Source organism: Paraburkholderia sp. BGA-UO-ETr-F12 (assembly GCF_059567945.1).
On record NZ_JCAQOZ010000032.1, the window covers coordinates 107,760 to 132,916 of the forward strand.

Genomic DNA, 25,157 nt, shown 5'->3' on the forward strand with positions numbered 1-25,157 from the left:
CGCATCACCTCCGGAACCGCCCACCCCCGCCGCCGAAATGCCGCTGTGGCTGAAACTGCCCACTCGCGCGCGCATTTCCAAGGTCATGCCCCTGCCTGAGCGAATCGAGCCGCTGGGTCTGGCTCGCGTTCGGCTGCACGGGCTGCCAGCCGTCGGCGCCGTGCTGCTCCCAGCCGCCGCCTTGCTGGTGCCGGTAGACGTTGCCGTCGCTGCCTGCATAGACATTGCCGTTATTCCACGCGACGGCCTTGCCCGTGTCCTTGTTGCCCACAATGCCCTTCGTGCCCGCCTGATGATCGCCTGAATACGCATTGCCGGTCACACCCGCCTCAGCCGCGCCGTAGCGCCCCGTCTGCGCGTTGTAGCCGGCGCGTTGCCGACCCGCCGCATAATCGCCGGTGGCTTCGTTGCCCGCCACACCGCCGCGCGCCGCGCCGCTGCGTCCTGTCGACGGATTGCTGAACGAGCCTTGCCGTCCCGCAGCGAAGTTGCCGTTGTAGGCGTTCTCGACCGCGCCGCGGCTCGCCTGGAAGTGACCACCGGTGTACGGATTGAAGCCCGACGCCGCCGTGCCGGCCCAGCTATTGCCGGTCCAGCCGTTCCAGCCGCTCGCGTGGGTCACGGTGCCCTGCCCCCAGCGGCCGTAGATATTGGCCTGGTTGACGTTCGCGTATTGCCAGCTCCACGGGCCACCGCCCCAATACGGTCCCCAGTACGGCGACGGCGCGCCCCACGTGGCGCCGATCGCAAAGCCGAAGGCGAAGCCCACCGTGGTGCCGAGCGCGAAGCCCGCGCCGTAGCCGTAGGTGGCCGGATAGCCGTAGTAGACCTCGCCGACATAGGGCGGATAAACATAGCCCGTGCCGTACACGACGGTCCCGTCAGCATTGACGACCACGCCCATGTAGCCCGGCGTGTAACCGACCACCACCGTATCGGGCGTTGCCGAATAAACGTGAACGTAGGTGACGTAATGCACGGGCGACGCCGCCGGAATCGAATAGATCGCGGCCGGCACGGTATCGGCGACACGCCACGGGCCACTTGCCGCGCTCGCGGTGAACCAGATTCCGTTGGCAACGGCGAAGAATTGCGAAGGCGCGGTCTGGATCACCGGTGTCGCTGTATTCACCGCATACGATAGCGACGTGCCCGCGATACCGACGAACTTCGGCGCACCGTCATAGACGACCTTCAAGGTCGTGGTCTTGCGCGATACGGTCGCCGTCTGCGGGATGGTTGCGGCAATCGCCGCCTCTTTTGCCTGCGGCGTGCCCGGCACCGAGACGAGCGCGTTCGCGTGCGGATCGTCGGCGGCGATCTTCGAAAAATCGGCGGGCAGGCTCTTGCCGTCGACAAAGGTCCACGGTCCGGAAAGGCTCACTGCGCTGAACCACCGGCCCGACAGCAGCAGGTAGTAATGACTGTCGCCCGGTTCGACGAAGAGCGCATGGTCGGCATTAGCGACGGACAGCAGATTCACGCCCTTCACCGGTTGCAATGCCGGTTTGCCGTTCGTCACAACCAGTTCGGCCGGTTGCGCGGCGACCACCACGTCCGGCGCCCGCGCGGGCTTCTTGCCGTCGGCGGGCAACATCGGATCGGACTTGAGATTGGTTTGCGCTTTGTTCGCCGCGGCAACCAGTTCATGCGGCGGCGTTGCGTTCAGATGCCATGGACCCTCGAGCGCGCTCGACTCGTACCAGTAGCCGGCGGCATTCAGATGCAGCGTGCCGCTCGTGTCTTTGAGCAGCATCGCTCGTGTGTTGATCAGACGTTGATAGTGCGTGTCGCCAAGCGCGCGCCAGTTTGCGTCGCCGTCGACCAGCACGAGCAGCGTGGGGCGTTCTGCAAAGATGATGTTAGGGACGTTGTTCTGCACCGCGAGGCCGGGCGCGCTGCCTTCGTGGGTGCTGGCATAACTGGCCTGCAGTTGTTCGAGCGAAGTGATGAGGCCGTCTTTGGGAATGCGCGCCTGCAAGGCTTCCTTCACGCCATCGGCTGCGGAGGGCGTGGTCGGCATGTCGACCTTGTCGAACACGATGTCGAGCAGTTGCACCGTCGAACTCGTCTTGTCGACTTCGGCGCGCGCGGTGAAATGCGCGACGCCGTAGTTCGGCGTGGCGCCCTTCGCGCCGACGGCGAACGCCGCCCGACCTTCGATCCGGTTGCCCTGCCACACTTCCACCTGCGGCTGATACAGCTCGATGCGTTGCTGTGCGCTATCGAAGTCGCGCGGCCAGGCGGTCGGCACGGGTTGCACAGCGGCAGCGGCGAGCGCTTGCCCAGGCGTCGCGAGTGTCACCGCAAGCGACGTGCAGACGCCCGCGAGCAACACCAGGGATCGCTTCATCGTGAATTTCATGGTGCTTGGTTCCTTCAACACGAACATCGGAAACACGTACGCGGCAATCAGCGCTTGTACCCTGGTTGAAGCCCGCTGCCGCATCCTTTGTGCGAACTCAACCGCACGGGTTAATTCTCGTCAGCGCCAGGCGCTGCCCACCTGCACATAAAAAGCGTTCTGCCCCGGCCCGTGCGCAACGTCGATCCCCATCGACAATCCGAGCTTGCGAGCGATCAGATAGCGAAACCCTGTACCAAAGCCGAACGCGGTCGGCGCCTCCGAAAACGAATGCAGACGGCCATAGGCTCTGCCAACCCCGCCGAAGCCGAGCAGCGCCCAGCGCGGCGTGACGTTCCAGCGGATCTCGGCTTCGGCCGTCAGCTGGTTGCTGTCCTGGAACTTCGCATCGGACACGCCACGCAGCGACACATACGGCTGCGCAAAAAACGGAATGTTTCCCTGCGAGAAACCGGTGTCGGCCCGCAGGCCGAGCACCCAGCTCTTCGACAGCGGAATCCACTGATAGCCGCGCGCCGTCTGTTCCTGAAAGTTGGTGGAACTGCCAAGCCCGCCGCGCGCGAGGTCCGCTTCGAGTTCCGCATAGGTACCGCTCGACGGATAGAACATGTTGTCGCGCGTGTCGTAGTCGACCACTACGCCGGCCTTGGCAACGCGCTGGTCTTTCTCGAACTCGCGAATCCCCTGCGGAATCGTTCCGCTAAAGCGCGTGCGGGCATCGAAGAAGGTATAGCGCGGACCAACATACCAATGGCTATCGCCGATCCGGAACAACACCTGCTGCACGAGCGCGATGCCATCGAGCTGGTACGCGCGCGGCTGGTTGCGGATGCCGTAGTAGTTCAGATGCAATCCCACTTTGCCGACTACGCCGAGATAGCGGATGTGATCGTCGTCCCAGGTGTGGAAGTGCATCAGTCCCACGCCCCAGCTATGCGTGCCGGTCGCGAAGCCGCCGAGGCCGGTGACGTTCGGCGGCGCCTTGGCGTCGTCGGGTGCATCCGCGCTTTTCTTCGGCATCGTGAAATAGAGGAGGCCCAGACCCAGACCGTAACCGACTGCGGGCTCGGTGATGAGCGTCGGCACAGGCAAGACGCCGCGATGCGTCAGCAGCAGATCGCTCAGGTCGAATGCGCCGTCTTCGGGATCAGTGAATTTCGACGCCGCATGAGCATGGGCCGACATCAGCAGCAACGCTGCAGCCGCTGCCGCGGTGCGTCTTACACGGCGGCGGTTCTTATCGGCCTCGATCGACAAGGCTGCGCTGACGCGCAACGGTGCACACCGGGCATGACGGATCAGCAAACGCACGCTCCGTTACTTGAAGGTGGCGCTGACCGACAACTCCACCGCATTGCCTTTAGGCCGGTTGCTGACGTTGAACTCGTTCACCCAACGCAACGACGCCGACACCGGCGTTTTCTGAAGCTTGCCCGACCACGTGACCATTGGCCCGAGACCCACGGAATGCCCCTGATTTCCGCCGGTGACATCGGCAAGACCACCGCTGTCATGACCGAGTTGCTGGATATAACCGCCCACGACGCCCACGCCCCAGCCGCCGAAGCGTTTAAGCGCGAGCACATCGAGCACGCTGACCGGTGCGTTGTGATAGTGGGTATCGCTGTTGGCCGTGTAGAACCCGATGCCGTAGTTCACGGACAACTCGATTTCTTCTTTCGGGAACAGCTTCGTATAGGCGACCGTCGGCATGAAGGTCCACGTGTTCTGTCCGGCATTGGCGAGCCGGCTGGTGGAATAAGCACCGGTCGGCGCATAGATCTGTACGCTGAGCGCGATGTGATCGGTCTTGGTCAGGTGATAACCCGCGACGATCGGCGTAAAGAACAGATCGGCGAACTGGGTGTTATGGTCGTTCGGCAAACGGCCGTGGAACGATGAGATGTCGGTGTACTGGAACGGCACGCCGAACGATGAGGCGAAATTCCAGCCGCCCGCGGTGATCCCCCACGTCTTCACCGCGTTGGCGATGGTGTACACGGCGGTTACGTCTACACCCGCGGTAATCTGCCCGGCGATCGGAATGGTCTTGCTCGCGCCTAACGAGCCTTCGTAGTAGATGGTGGTAGCCGACACGATCCAGTCGTCGGTAGGCGGCACGACACCGGCGTATGGCGTGACCTGCATACCGGTAATCGGCCGGCCGATGCCACCTTCAGTCGCCCATCCTTGTTGGGAGACAACCAGGCCTGCGGTGGTCAGAAGCGCACCCGCGCCCCACCTGGCGAGTGACCGGTTTGCGGACAAATGATTGCGGCGACTCATAGTCATCCTCACGAAAATAAGTTTCCGCATTCTCACTCTGCGGACGAGGCTGTAGACGACGTGCGGCCACAAGCCACAGCGATGCGCGACGAGGCGATTCTCACGGCTGGCGCACGATCGGCGGTGGCGTCCAGCTGCCGTCAAGCGCCGGCTGCTGCGGCCAGTAGGCGCGCACATACAGCGAGAACGCTTCGTTGGCCGGCGCCGGCAGCCAGTTGGCGAGTTTGTCGTCGCCGGGGCTCGTGCTCTGTACATACAGCGTCAGCGAGCCGTCGGCATTGAACTTCAGGTCCTTGTTCTTGGTGCCGAGCGAGTAGCGGTTTTGCGCGTTCGGCGAGAAGAAGTGATGCGCGTTGTACAGGGTCAGCGACCAGAATCCTTTGACCGGCGGCAATCTGTCTTTCGCGAACGTCACCGTGTAATTCGCATTTCCGTCGAGACGTTGACCGGATGCGTCGGCATCGGCATAGAAATACTTGGTCTCGTTTGGCTTGTTGACGAAGATGTTCGACTTCGCCACCGCCGTACGCGTGAAGTAGTCCGTGCCGAACGCAGCGCCGTTGCTGATGGTGTTCCAGTTGGCGGGCAGCTGTTTGCCGAAGGTGTTGAAGTTGAATAGTGGCGTGACCAGATCCGCCTCGGCCTTCACTGCTTCTTCGACGATCGCGGTCTTGATCGCCGGATCTTTCCGCGCCGCCGCGATCAGCGCGCGCGCCTGCGCATAGAGCGCTTCTTCGCCGGGTTGCGGCGGCGTCTCGTCGAGTACTGTGGGCAGTTCATCCCAGAACCGGTTTGGATCGACCCACTTGATCTCTTCGGCGTTGCCGCCCGCGGCGGCACCGGCCGAACCGAAACTCGGCGACTTCGACCAGTCGGTCTCCTTGACCTTGCCGTCGTACTCTGCGAGCGGATACAGGCCCACCTTGGCGAGCACCGGCTGCACGGCCGCGCGATCTTCAGCCGTGTCGTCCATGAAAACGCGCGGGATGAAGCTGCCGACGCCGGTCGGCGAGCGGAACAACTGGCGGATGCCCTTCGGCACCTGACCGTGCCAGTCAGGCCCGGCTAACAGATAGAAGCCCGGACGCGTGCCGTACATCTTGCCGAGACTCGCGAACCCGTCGGTACGCAGATCGACCGCCTGATAGACCCAGAAGCGTTTGCCGAAATCGGGCACCTGCACGACCACCGGGGTCTGGTTCAGATCGAGAATCGCGGAGCCGTAGACCACGTCCTGATTCGGACACGCGACAAAGCGCTCCTGCGGCTGGATATAGTCGCGCAGCATCGACAGATGGTTGGGCGGGGCGACCGGCACGACGCCGCCATTCAGGCCCGGCTGCGGCACCTGCCTCATCGCCAGCAAGCGGCCGTAGACGTTCACCATCGGCCACGCCCAGAAGTAGGTCTGCCGCGCGACCAGCCGCGCGTACTGGTCGGAGATCGCATAGCCCGCTACCGGACCCGGCACCGACGCTGCTGCGCTGGCATTGGCATGGGCCGGCTGACCCTGCGGTGTCTTCGCCAGAATCGGCGCGGCGACCGACGCCAGTACGGCTGCCGTCACCCATGTTGCTGCTTTCTTGTTCATATCGTTCTCAGGTTCGTCCATGCGCGGCCTAGCGCTTTTGCGACGCTGGCTGGTCCCCGGCACCGTCGAGCACGGTCCGGCCAGAGCCATAGAGCCGCTCGACGGGGTCGTACACGCCTCGGGACACGGGCGGCCAGGTCGATGTCATGTGTGCTTTCTCTCAGGTGGCGGTCTATTTGCCGAACGTCATATTCAAGCCCGCGAAGATCGTGAACTTCGGCACGCCGGCACCGGAATGGGCGACGGAGTACTGCGGTTCGATAAACGCGTTGTAGATGGTCGAGCCGCCCTTCCAAGCCTTGCCGGCACCAAGGCCGACCGGAATGTAATAGCTGCCGTGCTGCAAATCGAAAGTCCAGATTCCGGTCGAGCGGATGTACCAGCCGCCCGGCAGGTTGAAGATGCCGAACGGCTGCGCGGTAAGCGATTGCGTGGTGGGCCGGCTGCTTTGCCCCGCGAACGAGTGTTGCCATTGCACCAGCGCGCCGAGCAGCCGCGCCTTGGTCGCACTGACCGCGACCGCGGCAAGACCAGCCTGCCACTTGCCGGTGCCGAGGCTCGGGTCGGTGGCCGTCGGCATGGTCACGAGCGGGCCCACGCCAACCTGCACGTCGCCTTCGGACAGCAGGAAAATGTCGAACAGGTTCAGGTCGCCGAGACCGGTGTTATAGCCGCCGCTTGGGTCAGGCCGCGTGCTGACCGGCACCGTGGCGCGAAAAATTTGCGGCACGCCGATCAGGCTGTTCGGGCCGATCGGTACGGTGGGGCGCAGCAGCAGGTCGTTCGTGTGCGCGCTCGCGCCGAACACGCTCGGCGTGTAGTAATTCTGGATGTTGAATGAAGCAGCCAGGTTCAGCGGGTTATTACTTTTATTGGCATCGTCAGCGGAAGCCTGGGCGAACGCAGGCGACAGCAGCACCGAGGCGGCATATAGCGCTGCCGCCAAAATCACGCATTTACAACGCATCGCGCACCTCGTCTATGGGCACTTCTTATAGGCGAACGTATTCCCCATTGCCAAAGCAAATGAATTCAGGAAATAGCATTCGTATTTCTTGATTTAACTCACATTAATCGCGGAAGCGAGTTCGCCCGCCCGGCAGCCACGTGCAGCCGGGAAATGCGCAGAACAGAAAGACGCGCAGTTAAATAGCGCTAAACCTTGCGAGCAGACTGGGAAGACAACACGGCCGGACACAGGGATTGCATGGACGCTCCTCTCAGACCCAAGAACGCCGCACCGAACAAAGCATGCGGAAGATAAAAGGTTCACTACGCGTGAGCTTGTGGCGGAATGGTAGCAAACGTTTCAGGAGATTACAGAGATAAATTTGTAACACGATCGAAAGCTCAGGAATTTTCCGCCCGCCTTAGGTTTTTATAGCCATTCCAATTGCATATTTCTGATATGGCCTTGCCAGTTTTTTTACCCGGTTCATATGAATCCACATGACGGCATCTGCTATCGCGCATTGCCGGCATCGAGGCAGCCGCGTTAAAAAGCAACAGAATGGGCTGCAACAATCACCGCACCCCATTAGACTGGCGCTCGCTTTAGCTTCGACCCACCGCTTTTGATGAGGCTTTCATGATTCGTACGATGCACCGGTACTGGATTGCTTTGACCGTTGTGATTCTTTCAGCTTGCACTGTTACGCCGCGTCACGACGCGGGCGGGTCGCAAGCCGCCGCATCGGCCGCCACGGCGCTGCCGTCATGGAACGACACCGCGACCCGACGCTCGATTGTCGATTTCGTCACGCTGGTCACCACGCCCGAGTCGAAGGACTTCATTGCGCGTGCTGACCGGGTTGCCGTGTTCGACAACGACGGCACGTTGTGGCCGGAGCAACCTGCCTCGGTGCAACTGGTGTTCGCGCTGCAACGGGTGAAAACGGTGGCCGGGCGGCATCCGGAATGGAAGCGGCAGGAACCCTTCCGCTCGATTCTGAGAGGCAACCTGAAGAGCATCGCGGGGAGCGGCGATGCCGGCTCGATGAGGGTGCTGGCGGCCGCGCATGCCGGCATGACCAGCGATCAATTCGCCGCGCTCGTCCACGAATGGTTCGACTCCGCGAGTGACCCGCGCTTTAACCGCCCGTACGCCGAGCTCGCTTATCAGCCAATGCTCGAATTGCTCGCCTACCTGCGCGCCAATGGCTTCAGGACCTATCTGGTGACGGGCAGCGATGTCGAGTTCGTCCGCGACCTGGCGCAGCGTGTGTACGGCATTCCGCCTGAGCAGGTGATCGGCAGCACCGTCAAATACAAGTATGGCCAGACGAACGGCGCCGTCACGCTGACCCGGCTTGCGCAGGTCGACAATCTGCTCGACGGTGCCGCCAAGCCGCTCGCCATCGACCGCGTGATCGGCAGGCGCCCTGTGATCGCGTTCGGCAACGCCGACGGCGACGTGCCAATGCTCGAATGGACCGCCGCCGGCGACGGTCCGCGCCTCGCGGCACTGCTGCATCACACCGATGGTGAGCGGGAGTACGCGTACGACCGCTCGGCGAAAAGCGGCAAGCTCGATAAGGGTTTGGACGAAGCCGGCGCGAAAGGCTGGCTCGTCGTCGATATGAAGGATGACTGGAAGACGGTGTTCAAGGCGGATAGCACGGCTACGGCTGCGGCTTCCTCTAATTAGGCACGGCAATGTGGCCGGAGACGCGGTCGCACGTTGAGATTGCCGCACGCTCGCGCCCCCGCCTTGGGACGCGCAAGCGAGCGCGGCCGCGCCGCTAAGGTCGGTCGACGTCTATGACCGCAGTGAGGCTCCGCAGGGCAGCCATTTTGGATGCGACTTTTGGGGCTATGCGACCGCGGGCTTTGGGGCGGGATTCCTTGGCTTTTTGCGGACGCAAATTTCCCGCAACGCCTTAGCTGACGAGGGATTTCAGGACTTCAGGGGAATTCAGAGGAACATCAGATGGCGCGCCCGGCTGGGATCGAACCAGCAACCCCTGCCTTCGGAGGGCAGTACTCTATCCATTGAGCTACGGGCGCTTCAACACGAAAGCGCGGCAACCTGAACAGGAGCGACGCCAAAGCGAGACCGAAAGGATACCCGGTTTCGGCCCAACCGTCCACCGGACGGCCTATATGGCGGGATTGGGCGGCTTCGGCCCGCCATCCAGGCGCCGCCGGCCACGCTCCGCGATGCGGGTAAACGCCTGCTGAACACCGCGCCGAGCCCCTCGCCGCCGTCGAAATGTTCCGTCTATAATCGTCCGTGGCTGAATAAAGAACAAGAAGTTGCCGTCACGCTGTACCGCTCACATACCCACGGAGACGAGACAAGCATGAGCGAAGCACCACACGGAGCCCCAATCAAAACCCCCGGGCAGCTCATTGCCGCGATCATTGCCAGTTTTGCGGTACCGATCGTCATCATCGTTCTGCTGGTGATCTACGTCGATAATTCGACACGCACCGGCGCCGGGACAGACAGTCTTTCCGAAGCCGAAGTCAGCGCGCGCATCAAGCCGCTCGCGCAAGTCGACATTCGCGACGCCAATGCGCCACGCGTCTACAAGACCGGCGAAGAAGTCTACAAGGCCGTTTGCTCCGCCTGTCACGCGTCGGGTGCGGCAGGCGCGCCGAAATTCACCAATACCGCCGACTGGGCCCCGCGCATTTCGCAGGGCTTCGACACGCTGTGGCACACGGCGCTCACTGGCAAGGGCGCGATGCCCCCGCGCGGCGGCACCAGCCCGGACGACTACAGCGACTTCGAAATCGCCCGCGCGGTGGTGTACATGGCGAACAATTCCGGCGCGAGCTTCCCTGAACCGGCGCAGCCGGCCGCGGGTGCGGCGGCCGCCGCTTCTGGTGCCGCTGCCGCAGCGCCGGCGGGCGCTTCGGATGCCGGCGCTGCTCAAGCTGCCGCCGCATTGGCCGCTATGGCAAGCGTGCCGCAAGCCGCTGCGCCGGCAGCCGGCGCTGCACAAAGCGCGGACGCCTCGCAAGCCGGCAAGGCGCTGTACCAGCAGGTTTGCCAGGCATGTCACGCGGCCGGCGTGCTGAACGCACCAAAGTTCGGCGACAAGGAAGCCTGGGCGCCGCGCCTGAAGGACCCAATGGACACCATCTACAACTACGCGCTGCATGGCAAGGGCGCGATGCCGCCCAAAGGCGGCTCGAATGCCTCGGATGCGGACGTGAAAGCCGCCGTCGACTACATGGTCAGCGCGGCGAAATAAGGCATCCGGCGGTTGCTGTAGAACAAAAAATCCCTGCATCGTGACGACACGAGCAGGGATTTTTTTAACGCGTTTCTCTCACGACGATACTCGGCCGGCGCAGATCAGATGCCAGCCGATGCCACCGCGGGATGCTTGAACGCTTCGACAAATGCCAACGCCGGCGTGCTGCGAGCGAGCGACGTGAAATGCGCGTGCAATTCGGCAGGCGCAAGCCATGGATAGCTCAGGCCGTCCTGCAATGCATCGAGCAAGGTGCCGTCGTCGGGCACGACATCCATGCGTGCAATGTGGATATGGAACCCCGTCACAGCCGGCGTCGCGTCGAAATTCCAACGGTACACGCCGTGGCCCACCCGCAATGCGCCGCTTGCCCGTTCGCGCATTATCACTAGCCAGGGCAGCGCGTCGATCGTGTCGCCTCGGACCGCGAGCGAATCGCACACGTAATAAGTGCGGCACTGCGTATATTGAGCGCCGAAATCAGTGACAAGCGTTTTCGCAATTGCATCGGTGCCGACAGTGCGCGCCGGAAACGCGATGTTCGACGTCGCGAGCGAAATGGTAAGCACGGCATCGGGAGCAAAGGCTTCGGCGATGCGCTCGACCCGCGTGTTGTCTTTCGCGTCGACGTAGGTTTCGAGAGCGCGGCGATAGTGCGCGGGCGGCGGCGTGGGCATGCGAGCGATCTCCAATTGGCACCCGCTCGACATCCGGCCGACATCGAGTCAGCGGGCCGCACCACTGTAGCGTGCCTGCGCGGAAAACCGCGGATGCACCCGCCGCCCGCAAGGTCTTACTTCACGGCTTCTGCAACAGCGCCTTCAAACTCGCGAGCCGGTCTTTCGGCGACATCGGCGCCTCTTCCGGCGTCGGTGGCGGTGCATCGTCGAGCAGCATCTCGGGGATAAAGCGCGACGGCTCGCACACCACGGTTTCGCGCGCCCGCTTACGCTTCTTGCACCAGTTCAGATGCAGACTGCGCTGCGCCCGTGTGATCGCGACGTACATCAAACGCCGCTCTTCCTCGATGCGCGCGTCGTCGATCGGCTCGTCGTCCGGGCCACCACGGTGCGGCATGATGCCTTCTTCGACACCCACCAGAAACACGTGCGGATACTCCAGCCCCTTCGACGCGTGCACGGTCGAAAGCCGCACCGCGTCCGGATCTTCTTCGCGGCCTTCGAGCATCGACATCAGCGCGACGGTCTGGATCAGGCCGAGCAGATTCTTGCCGGTGTCGCCGAGGCCGTCGGCCGTGTCGTAGCCGGTAGCCTCACTGTTTTCCGAACCCTCCGGCTCGGCCTTGGTGCCTTTGCGCTTCAACCACTCCATGAACTCGAGCACGTTCTGCCACTTGGACTGCGCCTGACGTTCGTCGAACGCGTCGTACAGATAGGCTTCGTAGTGGATCGCGTCCATCAGCTCGTCGAGCAGCGGGCCGGCCGCATCCTTCTCGGCGCGGTCGGTGAGCCGCTGCATGAAGTCGCAGAACACGCGCATCGGTTCGATCTGACGCGGCGACAAGCGGGCTTCAATGCCGCCCATATAAACCGCTTCGAATAGCGACACTTTTGCCTGACCCGCAAACGAGCCGAGCGCTTCGAGCGTCGTATTGCCGACACCGCGGCGCGGCGTGGTGATCGCGCGGATGAACGCGGGGTCGTCGTTTGCGTTGGCGATCAGGCGCAAATACGCGCAGATGTCCTTGATCTCGGCTTTGTCGAAAAACGACTGCCCGCCCGACAGCACATACGGAATCCGTTCACGACGCAGCACCTGTTCGAAGATACGCGCCTGAAAGTTGCCGCGATACAGGATCGCGTAGTCGCGAAAATTCGCACGCCGCTCGAACTTGTGCGCGGACAGGCGAAACACCACAGATTCGGCCTCGTGCTCTTCGTCGTTGCAAGCCGTGACGGTGATCGTGTCGCCCATGCCGTGTTCGGACCACAGCTTCTTTTCGAACAGCTTCGGATTGTTCGCGATCACGTTGTTCGCGGCGGTGAGAATACGTACCGTCGAGCGGTAGTTCTGCTCGAGCTTGATCAGATGCAGCTTCGGAAAATCCTTGCTGAGCTGACCGAGATTTTCGAGCGTCGCGCCGCGCCAGCCGTAAATCGCCTGATCGTCGTCGCCGACCGCCGTGAACGCCGCGCGCCTGCCGGCCAGCAGTTTCACCAGTTCGTACTGACACGCATTGGTGTCCTGATACTCGTCGATCAATAGATAGCGCAGCTTGTTCTGCCAGCGGTCGCGCACCTGCTCGTTCTTTTCGAAGAGTTCGGCGGGCAGACGGATCAGGTCGTCGAAGTCGACCGCCTGATACGCATGCAGCGTCGCCACGTAATTGCGGTAGACGATCGCGGCCTGGTGTTCATCTTCATTCGCGGCAATCGCGATCGCCTGCTCCGGCATGATCATGCCGTTCTTCCACAGCGAAATGATCGACTGGATCTTGCGGATGAAGCCCTTGTCCGTCGAGCCGACCTGCTCCTGAATCATGCCGAAGCAATCGTCCGAATCCATGATCGAGAACTGCGGCTTCAAACCGACGTGTTCCGCTTCCTGCCGCAGAATCTGCACGCCGAGCGAGTGGAAGGTACAGACCGTCAACTGGTTGACGGGCACTTTGCGGCCTTCCTTGCCGGGCGTGGTGAGCGTCTTGCCCTCGAGCAGCTTGCCCACGCGCTCGCGCATTTCCAACGCGGCCTTGTTCGTGAACGTGACGGCGGCGATATGGCGCGGCTCGAAGCCCTTGGCCTCGATCAGGTGCGCGATTTTCTGCGTGATCACGCGCGTCTTGCCGCTGCCGGCGCCGGCGAGCACGAGACACGGACCGTCAAGATAACGGACCGCTTCATTTTGAGCGGGGTTCAGGCCTGCGGACATCGTCTGTGGATGGGTAATGCGGTTGAGGGCGCTTAGGTGCGGAATCGCGAGACCGAAGGCCCGGGGGCATGCTGCGCGGGGCCGGCGGCTGGAACGGCGCCGCTTGTGCCGCGGGGTTCCGGCTCGCCGCGCCTGCGCGCGAGAGCAGCGATGTTAACACGGATAAATGACGCGGATGAACGTGACAGACTGGAAATGGACGAGCAAAACCAGCGCGCTGCGTCCGACGGCCGGGTGGCGGCGGGATGGCGACCCCAACGCCATGCCGAGGCCTGGCTTGAACAGCCTGATGACAGATATCCCTGACAGGGGCCTGCGGCAACGCTGACAGTCCGTCTTCGAGACATGCCACAATTACAGTGTTGCGCGCCGTCGCCGCGGTGGCAAAACGGCGCGCCGTTTCTGCAGGAAGACACGCATGTCCGCATCGCTGAAGATTGGATTGATGGGTTACGGTTTTGCTGGCGCGACCTTTCATGCGCCGGTAATCGAGCACTGCGGGCGGGCGAGCGTCGCGGCCATCGCGACGAGCCACCCCGAGCGAGCACAGGCCGATTACCCGCACGCAAAGGTGGTGGCCGATCTCGACGCCCTGCTGGCGCTCGACGAAATCGACTGTATCGTCATCGCGACGCCCAATGACACGCATTTCGACCTGGCGCGCCGCACGCTGGAAGCGGGCAAGCACGTGGTGGTCGACAAGCCGGTCACGCTAAGCGCGGCGGATGCCCATACGCTCGCCAACATCGCACTCGCCCGCAGCAAGCGCTTCGTGCCCTTTCATAACCGCCGCTGGGACGGTGATTTTCTGACCGTCCGTGATCTGCTGGCCAGCAGGGAATTAGGGCGCATCACGCAATACGAATCGCATTTCGACCGCTTCCGCCCGGAAGTCAAGCAGCGTTGGCGCGAGGAAGCGTCGCGCGGCGGCGGCTTGCTGTTCGATCTCGGCCCGCACCTGATCGATCAGGCATTGGCATTGTTCGGCGCGCCGCAGACCGTGTTCGCGACGGTTCGCACGCACCGCGACCAGGCCAGCGCGCCCGACTATGTGCATATTCAACTTGGATACGGTGAGTTCGAGGTGGTACTGCATGCCAGCGCGTTGACCGCTCTGGCTGCGCCGAGGTTCACGATTCACGGCACGCAGGGAAGCTACGTGAAGTACGGTCTCGACACGCAGGAAGATCAGTTGAAAGCAGGCCTGCGGCCTGGCGACGAGGGATTCGGTGCCGGCAATGCGGCGGGCGTACTGCGCGTGCTCGAAGGCGGTCAGGAAGTGGAGCGGGAGGTGCCTACGCGCAATGGGGATTACGTCGGTTTCTATATTGCTTTGGCGGATGCCATCCAGAATGGCGTGAAATTTCCAGTCAGCGCTCAGGACGCAGTCGACGTGATGACGATCATCGAGCTTGCTGCCCGGAGTTCGGAAGAGGGAGTCCGGCTGCCGTTCGAGCGTATTCGCTGAGTTTTTTGCGTACGTTACAGGGCACTTACAAGGCACTTGCCTGCCTTTCGGATTGTCCGGCGGTGGCACGCGAACACCGCCGCCGTCCGGCGCAACACACCTGTCAATCCCGAAAGGAACATAACGTTACAAATAACCCTTTCTTCGCGGTCAGCGTAAATCGCCGGCAATCCGTTGCTACCCCAGTAGCACCAACACAAAACGACAACGACTTCTGGAGAGTCCATGCCCCGTATCGCCCGCGCAGTAGCAGCATGCGCATTGCTCAGCTCTCTCGCCGCCTGCGTGGTGGCGCCCCAGCAACCCGCGCCGGCGCCGCGCCCCAACCCGCAGCAGATCGCGGATGAGCGCCTCCATCAAGTCAATGGCCGCATCGACAACCTGAGCCGTCGCATTGACGCTCACGTCAACCAAGGCTATTACCCGCCCCCGCAAGGCGGCGCATTGCACCACCGTCTCGACGTGATCCGCCAGGAAGCGCACGATATGGCGGCGCAACACGGCGGTGGTCTGTCCAGCGACGAGCAGCGCGTGCTGAACCAGGAACTGGACAACGCGGCACACGCCATCGGCGAATAATCGCGCCGGTTCAGGCACTGAAGCAAAGAAGCGCGGGCATTGCGTCCCGCGCTTTTTTTTGACCTCGACGAACCCGCAGGGCCGTCCCCCGTGCCCGTTGCGGGCCTTTATTTGACAAGCCCCCGGCCCTCGCGTACATTCGCCGCACGCGTCGGGAGAGCGTGCTGGCCGCAGAAATTCGCAGGCCGCGCCGCCGAAGGGGCACACCCACAAACTCTCAGGCAAAAGGACCGGCCGCGTCGAAAAACCCGCGTCAATGCAGCATCGAGACATCGGTTTTTCGCACTCTGGAGAGCGGCAGTAGCCGTCTGCATCGTTTATAGCGGTGCGGATTCCGGCAAGCTGCCCACCGAAGGGGCGCGCGTTTCACCGTAGCGATCACGGCTTCACATCGCACGGCAGCGCAATCTCTCAGGTATCGAGGACAGAGGGGTCATGCAACGCAAACCGCTCGCAGCCGGCAGGCCGCGAGGCGTAGCGCCGCATGGCCTTTTTGTTTCGCGAGACGCCCGAGGCCCCATGACCGAACTTAAACACACCCCGCTCAACGCCACCCATCGTGCGCTCAACGCCCGCATGGTCGATTTCGGCGGCTGGGACATGCCCGTCAATTACGGCTCGCAGATCGACGAACACCGCGCCGTGCGTACCGACGCCGGCATGTTCGACGTCTCGCACATGTGCGTCGTCGATTTCACCGGTGAGCGCGTACGCGCCTTCTTCGAATACGCGCTGGCCAATAACGTCGCCAAGCTGCAAACGCCGGGCCGCGCGCTCTACTCCTGTCTGCTCAACCCGAATGGTGGCGTGATCGACGATCTGATCGTCTATTACTTCAGCGAGACGCACTTCCGGCTGGTCGTCAACGCCGGCACCGCCGAAAAAGACGTCGCCTGGTTCAACAAGCTCAACGCCGAAGGCGGCTACGGTCTGACCATTACACCGCGCCGCGATCTGGCGATCGTCGCCGTGCAGGGCCCGAATGCGCGCCACAAGGTCTGGCAAGTCGCGCCGTCCAGCCGCACCGCGACCGAACTCCTCAAGCCGTTTAACGCTGCGATCGTCGACAACACGCCGTTTGGCGAATTGATGATCGCCCGCACCGGCTACACCGGCGAAGACGGCTTTGAAATCGTCCTGCCCGCCACGTCCGTCTGCGAGTTTTGGGACGCCTTGGCGCGTCAGGGCGTGCGCCCCGCCGGCCTCGGCGCGCGCGACACGCTGCGCCTCGAAGCCGGTATGAATCTGTACGGCCAGGATATGGACGACAACGTCTCGCCGCTCGACGCCGGCCTCGCCTGGACCGTCGATCTGAGCTCGCCGCGCGACTTCGTCGGCCGGAGCAAGCTGGAAGCCGACGGCTCGCAAGCCGCGTTCGTCGGACTGATCCTGCTGAAGGAAAACGGCAAGGCGGCAGGCGTGCTGCGTGCTCATCAGAACGTCGTCACGCCGCATGGCGAGGGCGAAATCACCAGCGGTACGTTTTCCCCCACGATGCAGGAATCGATCGCCTTTGCGCGCGTGCCGAAGGGCGTGCAGCCGGGCGACACCGTTCACGTTCAGATTCGTGACAAAAACGTCCCTGCAAGCGTGGTAAAACTGCCGTTCGTGCGCAACGGCAAGGTGCTCGCGGTTTAAGCAGCCGGCGCGTGCGTCACCACTTTGAAACACCACCAAATCACACCGCATAGGAGCATCCGATGAGCATCCCGGCCGATCTGAAATACACCGAATCGCACGAGTGGGTCCGCACCGAAGCGGACGGCACGCTGACGGTCGGCATTACCGACCACGCGCAGGAAGCGCTCGGCGACATCGTCTTCTTCGAAGTCCAGGAACTGGGCAAGACCGTTGACGCCGGCGACACCGTCGCCGTGATCGAGTCAGTGAAAGCCGCCTCCGATATTTACGCACCGGTCGCGGGCGAAATCATCGAAGCGAACCCGGCGGTTGCCGATACGCCGGATGGCGTCAACAGCGCGCCGTACGAAAACTGGCTCTTCAAGATCAAGCCGGCTGCGGGCGCATCGCTGGACCGCCTGATCGACGCGGATGCTTACTCGAAGTCGATCGGCGCCTGATTCACCGTACGTTGCACCTTTACGTTTAAACCCGACAGGCGCGGCGCGTCCGATTCAACCGTCGAACGGACGCCCGCACCGGCAGGAACACCTCATGAAGCTCGAACACCCGGATCGTCTGATGAACCGCACTCCTCTCTCGCTCGCCGCGCTCGAAGTGCATGACGCCTTCGCAGAACGGCACATCGGCCCGGATTCGGCCGACCAGCAGGCCATGCTCGAAGCCCTCGGCTTCGCGTCGCGCGCCGCGCTGATCGACGCCGTGATTCCGAAGACGATCCGCCGGGCCGAAACGCTACCGCTCGGCCCCTTCGTGCAACCGAAGAGCGAAGCGGAAGCGCTCGCCGCGCTGCGCGAGCTGGCAGACAAGAACCAGGTGTTCCGCTCATACATCGGGCAAGGCTATTACAACGCGCACACGCCGGCGGTGATCCTGCGTAACGTGCTCGAAAACCCGGCGTGGTACACCGCGTATACGCCGTACCAGCCGGAAATCTCGCAGGGTCGTCTGGAAGCGCTGCTGAACTTCCAGCAGATGATCGTCGACCTGACGGGTCTGGCGATTTCGAACGCGTCGCTGCTCGATGAAGCGACCGCCGCGGCCGAAGCGATGACGCTGCTGCAACGCGTCGGCAAGCCGAAGTCGAACGTGTTTTATGTCGCCGACGATGTGCTGCCGCAAACCATCGAAGTGGTGAAAACACGCGCCACGCCGGTCGGCATCGAAGTGAAAGTGGGCCCGGCCGCGGACGCCGCGAACGCGAATGCGTTCGGCGTGCTGCTGCAATATCCAGGCGTCAACGGCGACGTGTGCGACTACCGCGCACTCGCTGACGCGATCCACGCAGCGGGCGGCCACGTGGTGGTCGCCGCCGATCTGCTCGCGCTGACCGTTCTGACGCCGCCGGGTGAGTGGGGCGCGGACGTAGCCGTCGGCAACACACAGCGTTTCGGCGTGCCGGTCGGTTTCGGCGGCCCGCACGCGGCTTACCTCGCCGTACGCGACGAATTCAAGCGCCAGATGCCGGGCCGTCTCGTCGGCGTGACGGTCGACGCGCAAGGCAATCCGGCATTGCGTCTCGCGCTGCAAACGCGTGAACAACATATCCGCCGCGAAAAAGCGACCTCGAACGTGTGCACCGCGCAAGCGTTGCTCGCGATCATGGCCAGCATGTACGCGGTTTATCACGGCCCGCACGGTCTGAAAACGATCGCACTGCGGGTGAACCGCATCGCCGCATTGCTCGCCGAAGGCGCGAAGCAGCTCGGCTACACGCTGGTCAACGAAACCTTCTTCGACACGCTGACGTTCGAAAGCGGCGCGCGCACCCAGGCGCTGCACGACGCCGCCAAAGCCCGGCGCATCAACCTGCGCCGCGTGAGCGACACGCAAGTCGGCCTGTCGGTCGACGAAACCACGACGCGCCACGATCTGGCCGACCTGCTTGCCGCGTTCGCGGAAGCCGCGGGCGCGCAAGACGTGCCGCAAGTCGATGCGCTCGACGCCGCCATCGCCGCGTCGAACACCGCGTCGGTGCCGGCCGCGCTGGAGCGCACCAGCGCGTACCTCACGCACCACGTGTTCAACCGTCATCATTCTGAAACGGAAATGCTGCGCTATCTGCGCAGCCTGTCGGACAAGGATCTCGCGCTCGACCGCTCGATGATTCCACTCGGCTCATGCACGATGAAGCTGAACGCCACCTCGGAAATGCTGCCAGTCACGTGGCCCGAATTCGGCCAGATCCATCCGTTCGCACCGGCTGAACAAACCGTCGGCTACCGCGAAATGATCGACCAGCTCGAAGAAATGCTGGTTGCGGCAACAGGTTACGCGGCAGTGTCGCTGCAACCGAACGCCGGCTCGCAAGGCGAGTACGCGGGCCTGCTGATCATCCACGCTTACCACGCATCGCGCGGCGAAGCGCATCGCAACGTCTGTCTGATTCCTGCTTCGGCGCACGGCACGAATCCGGCGTCGGCGCAAATGGCGGGCATGCAGGTGGTCGTGGTGGCTTGCGACGCGCAAGGCAACGTCGATATCGAAGACCTGAAGAAGAAAGCCGACCAACACGCCGACAAGCTCGCGGCGATCATGATCACGTATCCGTCCACGCACGGCGTGTTCGAGGCGAACGTTCGCGAAATCTGCGAGATCGTGCATGCGCACGGCGGCCAGGTCTACGTGGATGGCGCGAATATGAACGCGATGGTCGGCCTGTGCGCGCCGGGCCAGTTCGGCGGCGACGTCTCGCACCTGAATCTGCACAAGACCTTCTGTATTCCGCACGGCGGCGGCGGCCCGGGCGTCGGCCCGGTCGCGGTCGGCGCGCATCTCGCGCAATTCCTGCCCAATCAGATTGCAACGGGCTACGAGCGCGCGCCGAACGGTATCGGCGCGGTGTCGGGCGCACCGTACGGTTCCGCATCGATCCTGCCGATTTCGTGGATGTACATCGCGATGATGGGCGCGAAGAACCTCACCGCAGCCACCGAAACCGCAATCCTGAACGCGAACTACGTCGCGAAAAAACTCGCGCCGCATTATCCGGTGCTGTATTCGGGCCCGGGCGGACTGGTCGCGCACGAGTGCATTCTCGATCTGCGTCCGATCAAGGAAACCAGCGGCATCACCGTCGACGACGTCGCCAAGCGTCTCGCCGACTACGGCTTCCACGCACCGACCATGAGCTTCCCGGTGCCGGGCACGCTGATGGTCGAGCCGACCGAATCGGAATCGAAAGAGGAACTCGACCGCTTCATCGAAGCGATGATCGCGATCCGCGATGAAATTCGCGCCGTCGAGGAAGGCCGCTCGGACCGTGAAGACAATCCGCTCAAGCACGCGCCGCACACGGCAGCGGTGGTGATTGCCAACGAATGGAAGCATGCGTATGCGCGCGAAACCGCCGCGTACCCGCTGCCTACACTGATCGCGAAGAAGTACTGGCCGCCGGTCGGCCGGGCGGACAACGTGTATGGCGACCGCAATCTGTTCTGCTCCTGCGTGCCGATCGCCGACTACGAGTAAGCGTGTCCGCCAACCGCGCATCGCCCTGAAGGTTGTAAGCAGGCGTTGCGCGGTTCTGTCGCTTGGGTCCGCAAACGGCTAACATCTCACACCGAATCAGCCTAACGAGGAGTTTCGCATGGCGCGAAAGGTGCGATTGATGCAAAGCCGGACCGAAGCAACGCGAGCCCAGACATGGCAACAGGCTTGCACCTTGCTGCTGGCGAGCGCGGCGGTGCTGCTGCCGCTGCGGCAGGCGCAGGCCGCGATGAATTTTTGTGCAGCCCCCGCGTTGCAAACCAGTGAGCGCACGAACGCCGATCCGGGCGTCAAGGCGCTGGTGAGCAATGTGCAGGCACATCTGAACGACCCGCCGCATGCGGTGGCGAAACTGCATACCGAAGGCACGCTGCCACACGAAGGCATCTACGATCAAAGCGTCGAGGCGGAGAAGGATCTGGATCTGCTGCGCGACGCCGCGCTCGCCTGGCGCGCGACCAGTGACGACCGTTATCTGAAACTGGTCGACCGCTTGCTGTATGCGTGGGTCACGACTTATCAACCCAGTTTCAATCCGATCGACGAAACCCATTTTGAAGGCCTGATCCTCGCCTACGACATGACCGCGAGCGCGTTGCCGGTGAAAACGCGCAATGCATCAATGGCGTTCCTGACGAAGCTTGCGAACGGCTACATCGCGCAAATCGACGCTCAGCCGCGGCCGCTCAAGGGCACGTTCCGCAACAACTGGCAAAGCCACCGGGTCAAACTGATCGCGATGGCCGCGTTCACGCTGGACAACCGCAAGATGATCAACGCGGCGCAGCGCCTGTTCGACGAGCACATCGGCGACAACATCGCACCGGACGGCTCGACCGTGGACTTCACCGAGCGCGACGCACTGCACTACGTCACGTACGACCTGCAGCCGCTCGTGACCGCGGCACTTGCCGCGCGCCGCCACAACCGCAACTGGTTGCCGGAGAAGGGCGCAAATGGCGCGTCGCTGGCTGCCGCGCTGAACTGGCTCACGCCGTATGCGGACGGCAGCAAGACGCATGAAGAATTCGTGCATTCGAGCGTTCCGTTCGATGCCAAACGTCGCGAAGCCGGATTGCCCGGCTATTCGGGCCAATGGGATCCGAAAAACGCGACGGAGTTGTATCACCTGGCGGCGCGTCTGGACGGACGCTATACGCCGATCGCGCTGCAGCTCGCACCGACGCCGCCCGCGTGGCTCGCCGTGTGCTTACCGCTGCCGGCGCGCTAACCTTACTTTTATCAGCAGGAGCAGTAAATGGCAGTCAGCGTGTTTGATCTCTTCAAAATCGGCATTGGTCCGTCCAGTTCGCATACGGTCGGGCCGATGCGCGCGGCGCTGATGTTCGCGCAAGGGCTCGAACGCGACGGGCTGCTGGCGGCGACTGCCTCGGTGAAGGTGGACCTGTACGGATCGCTCGGCGCGACGGGCAAGGGGCACGGCACCGATCGCGGCGTGATGCTCGGCCTGATGGGCGACGCTCCCGACACAGTCGATCCCGACACCATCGCGCAACGGCTCGAAGCGGTGAAGACATCGCGCAAGCTCGCCTTGCTCGGCACGCACGACGTGCCGTTCGTGCAAAAAGATCACATTTCGTTTTATCGCCAGGCGCTGGCCGAGCATCCGAACGGCCTGAAACTGCGCGCGCTCGACGCGCAGGGCGAGACGCTGCGCGAATCGACATATTTGTCGGTGGGCGGTGGTTTTGTGGTGACGGCAGGCGCGCCGAACACGAAGGTGCTGAGCGCCGTCGAGCAGTTGCCGCATTCGTTTCGCAGCGGCAGCGAACTGCTCGCGTTATGCAAATCGACCGGCAAGAGCATCGCGCAATTGATGTGGGACAACGAGCGTGTCTGGCATACGGAAGAAGAGACGCGCGCGGGCCTGCTGAAGATCTGGGGTGTGATGCAGTCGTGCGTGTCGCGTGGTTGCGGCATCAACAATCCCGATGCGGACGGCAATTTGCCCGGTCCGTTCCAGGTCAAGCGCCGGGCGCCGCAGTTGTATCGCGCGTTGGCGGGTCATCCTGAGCTGGCGCTGCGCGATCCGCTGTCGATGGTCGACTGGATCAATCTCTACGCCATCGCCGTGAATGAAGAAAACGCCGCGGGCGGCCGCGTGGTGACGGCGCCGACCAACGGCGCGGCCGGCATCATTCCGGCGGTGCTGCATTACTACACGCGCTTCATGCCGGGTTCGAACGAGCAGGGCGTGATCGACTTCCTGATGACGGCGGCCGCAATCGGCATTCTGTACAAGCTGAACGCGTCGATTTCCGGCGCGGAAGTAGGCTGCCAGGGCGAGGTGGGCGTGGCCTGCTCGATGGCCGCCGGTGGGCTCGCAGCAGTGATGGGCGGGACGCCGGAGCAAGTCGAGAATGCGGCCGAAATCGGCATGGAGCATAACCTCGGGCTGACGTGCGATCCGGTCGGCGGCATGGTGCAGATTCCGTGTATCGAGCGCAATGCGATGGGCTCGGTGAAAGCCGTGAATGCCGCACGCATGGCACTGCGCGGTGACGGCACGCATTATGTGTCGCTCGACTCCGTAATCAAGACGATGATGCAGACGGGCGCCGATATGAAGACGAAGTACAAGGAAACGTCGCGCGGTGGGTTGGCGGTGAATATTGTCGAGTGCTGACGCAGCGGGGCATGCGGTTGCGCTGCGCCGTGACATCGGACACGCGCTCGGCGTAAGCTGTCGGTGCGCCCATCGGCGTTGATAGACAACCCGATGCGGTAAGCACTCGCCTGCACCGATCTCACCCATCGTCACGCCTGGAGGCTTCATCGCAATGCCGCTTGCTTCTGAATCTTCTTCCACTATCCAAACCACCGGCGCGCGTCTCGTCGTCGACGCCTTGCTGACGCATGGCGTCGAGCGTGTTTTTTGTGTTCCCGGCGAGAGCTTTCTCGCGGTGCTCGATTCGCTGCACGACGAAACAGATCGCATCCAGACCATCGTCTGCCGGCATGAAGCGGCGGCCGCGAACATGGCCGAAGCAGTCGGCAAATTGACCGGACGCCCCGGCGTCGCGATCGTCACGCGCGGACCGGGCGCAACGCATGCCTCGATCGGCGTGCACACCGCGTTTCAGGACTCCACGCCGATGATCCTGCTGATCGGCCAATGCGCGCGCGAACATCTCGACCGCGAGGCTTTTCAGGAAATCGACTATCGGCGCATGTTTGGGCAGATAGCCAAATGGGTCGCGCAAATCGACGATCCGAAGCGGATTCCCGAATATCTGAGCCACGCGTTTCACACCGCGACGTCGGGGCGCCCGGGGCCAGTCGTGTTGTCGTTGCCGGAAGACGTGTTGAGCGACGCATGCGAAGCAGTGGCTGGCGCGCCCAGTTACAAGCGTGTGGCAGCCTCGCCGTCCGCGGCTCAGATGGACGAGTTGCGTCGCTTGCTGGAAGGCGCGCAACGCCCGATGGTCGTTGCCGGCGGCAGCGGTTGGACGCCTGACGCATGTGCCGACCTGCGGCGCTTCGTCGAGAATTGGCAATTGCCGATTGGCCTCGCGTTCCGCTTCCAGGACACGCTCGACAACGAGCATCCGAACTATGCGGGCGATGTCGGCCTCGGTATCAATCCGGCGCTTGCTCAACGTATCCGCGACGCGGACCTGCTGCTCACGCTCGGCCCGCGTTTGGGCGAAGCAACCACGAACGGCTACACGCTACTCGACATCCCGAAAACGAAGCAGACGCTGGTGCATGTGCATCAAGGCGCCGAGGAATTGGGCCGGGTCTATGCCGCCGACTTGCCGATCGTCTCCGGCATGCCGGAACTGGCGGCATTGCTTGCCGCGCTCGAACCCTCCACCGGGAAACTCGCATGGAGCGGCGCCGCGGATGAGGCGCATCGCGCGTATCTCGACTGGCGCAAACCACGCCCAATTCCCGGCGACGTGCAAATGGGTGAAGTGATCCAGCAGTTGCGCGCGCATCTGCCGGAAGACGCGATCCTCACCAACGGCGCAGGAAACTACGCAACTTGGTTGCATCGGCATTTTTCATATCGGCATTTCCGCTCGCAGCTTGCACCAACCAGCGGCGCGATGGGTTACGGCGTGCCGGCGGCGATCGCGGCGAAATCGCTTTATCCACAACGCGCGGTAGTCGCATTAGCCGGTGACGGTTGTTTCATGATGGCGGCGCAAGAACTTGCGACGGCGATGCAATACGATCTGCACGTGATTTTTATCGTGGTGAACAACAACCACTTCGGCACGATCCGGATGCATCAGGAACGGCATTATCCGAACCGCGTACACGGCACCGGTCTCACGAATCCTGACTTTGCGGCATTTGCAAAATCGTTCGGCGCGCATGGCGAGACAGTGGAACGGACCGAAGATTTTCTGCCGGCACTCCAGCGCTCGATGGAAGCAAACCGCGCGGCGGTGATCGAGATTCGCATGCCGCAAGAGGCGAGTACACCAGGTGCGACGTTGGAACAGATTCGCGAGCAGGGCAGGAAACTGCGCGCATCGGATTCGTAGGCTCGCATGCCGATCGCCCAAAGGAGTGCGCGCCGATGCCATTGCGGCAACAGCGCGTTTTCCATCGTTTTGTGCGGCACGGCCACTGCCGCACAGGTCGCCTCGTCATTCTTCACACAGGCGACGT

General features: G+C 63.0%; 17 protein-coding genes, 1 tRNA gene and 2 riboswitches. Of the genes, 10 read left to right on the forward strand and 8 right to left on the reverse strand.

The window, feature by feature from the left end; genetic code table 11:
* Window positions 1-4: 4 nt before the first annotated feature.
* From AC57B6_RS15625 to AC57B6_RS15645, 5 genes are all read right to left on the reverse strand, one after another.
* Window positions 5-2,365: a carbohydrate-binding family V/XII gene (locus AC57B6_RS15625; RefSeq protein ID WP_496421670.1), complete on the reverse strand. Its 2,361-nt coding sequence runs from the start codon at window positions 2,363-2,365 to the stop codon at window positions 5-7.
* 120 nt (window positions 2,366-2,485) lie between these two features.
* Window positions 2,486-3,670 (reverse strand): BamA/TamA family outer membrane protein, encoded by a 1,185-nt coding sequence (locus AC57B6_RS15630; protein ID WP_496421671.1) that lies wholly within the window; start codon window positions 3,668-3,670, stop codon window positions 2,486-2,488.
* A gap of 12 nt (window positions 3,671-3,682) precedes the next feature.
* Complete coding sequence (locus AC57B6_RS15635; protein ID WP_496421672.1) at window positions 3,683-4,651, reverse strand: SphA family protein; 969 nt, start codon at window positions 4,649-4,651, stop codon at window positions 3,683-3,685.
* A gap of 100 nt (window positions 4,652-4,751) precedes the next feature.
* Complete coding sequence (locus tag AC57B6_RS15640; protein WP_496421673.1) at window positions 4,752-6,242, reverse strand: DUF1254 domain-containing protein; 1,491 nt, start codon at window positions 6,240-6,242, stop codon at window positions 4,752-4,754.
* Between the two features lie 172 nt (window positions 6,243-6,414).
* Window positions 6,415-7,209 carry a hypothetical protein gene (locus AC57B6_RS15645; protein ID WP_028198460.1) on the reverse strand — a complete coding sequence of 265 codons (795 nt, stop codon included), beginning with the start codon at window positions 7,207-7,209 and terminating at the stop codon, window positions 6,415-6,417.
* Between the two features lie 621 nt (window positions 7,210-7,830).
* Here AC57B6_RS15645 and AC57B6_RS15650 point away from each other — a divergent pair.
* The gene (locus AC57B6_RS15650) at window positions 7,831-8,889 is read left to right on the forward strand and encodes an HAD family hydrolase (RefSeq protein WP_052719642.1); all 1,059 of its coding nucleotides are present in this window, start codon (window positions 7,831-7,833) and stop codon (window positions 8,887-8,889) included.
* A gap of 283 nt (window positions 8,890-9,172) precedes the next feature.
* Here AC57B6_RS15650 and AC57B6_RS15655 read toward each other — a convergent pair.
* Window positions 9,173-9,248, reverse strand: a tRNA-Arg gene (locus AC57B6_RS15655).
* A gap of 296 nt (window positions 9,249-9,544) precedes the next feature.
* On the opposite strand from AC57B6_RS15655, the gene AC57B6_RS15660 reads away from it, so the two are divergent.
* Entirely contained in the window at window positions 9,545-10,444 is a 900-nt protein-coding gene (locus AC57B6_RS15660; protein WP_028198459.1) for a c-type cytochrome, read from the forward strand.
* A gap of 104 nt (window positions 10,445-10,548) precedes the next feature.
* On the opposite strand, the gene AC57B6_RS15665 is transcribed toward AC57B6_RS15660, so the two are convergent.
* Together AC57B6_RS15665 and AC57B6_RS15670 are read right to left on the reverse strand one after the other, a co-directional pair.
* Window positions 10,549-11,124 (reverse strand): hypothetical protein, encoded by a 576-nt coding sequence (locus tag AC57B6_RS15665; protein WP_281663407.1) that lies wholly within the window; start codon window positions 11,122-11,124, stop codon window positions 10,549-10,551.
* Between the two features lie 121 nt (window positions 11,125-11,245).
* Window positions 11,246-13,336 (reverse strand): UvrD-helicase domain-containing protein, encoded by a 2,091-nt coding sequence (locus AC57B6_RS15670; protein WP_496421674.1) that lies wholly within the window; start codon window positions 13,334-13,336, stop codon window positions 11,246-11,248.
* A gap of 418 nt (window positions 13,337-13,754) precedes the next feature.
* Between AC57B6_RS15670 and AC57B6_RS15675 the strand changes: the two genes are divergently transcribed.
* The 8 genes from AC57B6_RS15675 to AC57B6_RS15710 all read left to right on the forward strand — a co-directional run bounded on the left by AC57B6_RS15675 (window position 13,755) and on the right by AC57B6_RS15710 (window position 25,030).
* On the forward strand, window positions 13,755-14,804 hold the full coding sequence (locus tag AC57B6_RS15675) for an oxidoreductase (protein ID WP_030102408.1): 1,050 nt from the start codon (window positions 13,755-13,757) through the stop codon (window positions 14,802-14,804).
* Between the two features lie 225 nt (window positions 14,805-15,029).
* Window positions 15,030-15,383 (forward strand): hypothetical protein, encoded by a 354-nt coding sequence (locus AC57B6_RS15680; protein WP_028198455.1) that lies wholly within the window; start codon window positions 15,030-15,032, stop codon window positions 15,381-15,383.
* Window positions 15,384-15,525: 142 nt separating this feature from the next.
* Window positions 15,526-15,627, forward strand: a riboswitch (glycine riboswitch).
* A 33-nt stretch (window positions 15,628-15,660) separates the two neighbouring features.
* Window positions 15,661-15,821: riboswitch (glycine riboswitch) on the forward strand.
* 81 nt (window positions 15,822-15,902) lie between these two features.
* Window positions 15,903-17,021, forward strand: coding sequence for a glycine cleavage system aminomethyltransferase GcvT (gcvT, locus tag AC57B6_RS15685; protein WP_496421675.1), 1,119 nt, complete (start codon window positions 15,903-15,905; stop codon window positions 17,019-17,021).
* A 62-nt stretch (window positions 17,022-17,083) separates the two neighbouring features.
* On the forward strand, window positions 17,084-17,464 hold the full coding sequence (gcvH, locus tag AC57B6_RS15690) for a glycine cleavage system protein GcvH (protein ID WP_028198453.1): 381 nt from the start codon (window positions 17,084-17,086) through the stop codon (window positions 17,462-17,464).
* Window positions 17,465-17,558: 94 nt separating this feature from the next.
* Complete coding sequence (gcvP, locus tag AC57B6_RS15695; protein WP_496421676.1) at window positions 17,559-20,495, forward strand: aminomethyl-transferring glycine dehydrogenase; 2,937 nt, start codon at window positions 17,559-17,561, stop codon at window positions 20,493-20,495.
* A gap of 118 nt (window positions 20,496-20,613) precedes the next feature.
* On the forward strand, window positions 20,614-21,744 hold the full coding sequence (locus AC57B6_RS15700) for an alginate lyase family protein (protein ID WP_216750722.1): 1,131 nt from the start codon (window positions 20,614-20,616) through the stop codon (window positions 21,742-21,744).
* 27 nt (window positions 21,745-21,771) lie between these two features.
* Window positions 21,772-23,160 (forward strand): L-serine ammonia-lyase, encoded by a 1,389-nt coding sequence (locus AC57B6_RS15705; protein WP_028198450.1) that lies wholly within the window; start codon window positions 21,772-21,774, stop codon window positions 23,158-23,160.
* 154 nt (window positions 23,161-23,314) lie between these two features.
* Entirely contained in the window at window positions 23,315-25,030 is a 1,716-nt protein-coding gene (locus AC57B6_RS15710; RefSeq protein ID WP_496421677.1) for a thiamine pyrophosphate-binding protein, read from the forward strand.
* Window positions 25,031-25,157: the final 127 nt, after the last annotated feature.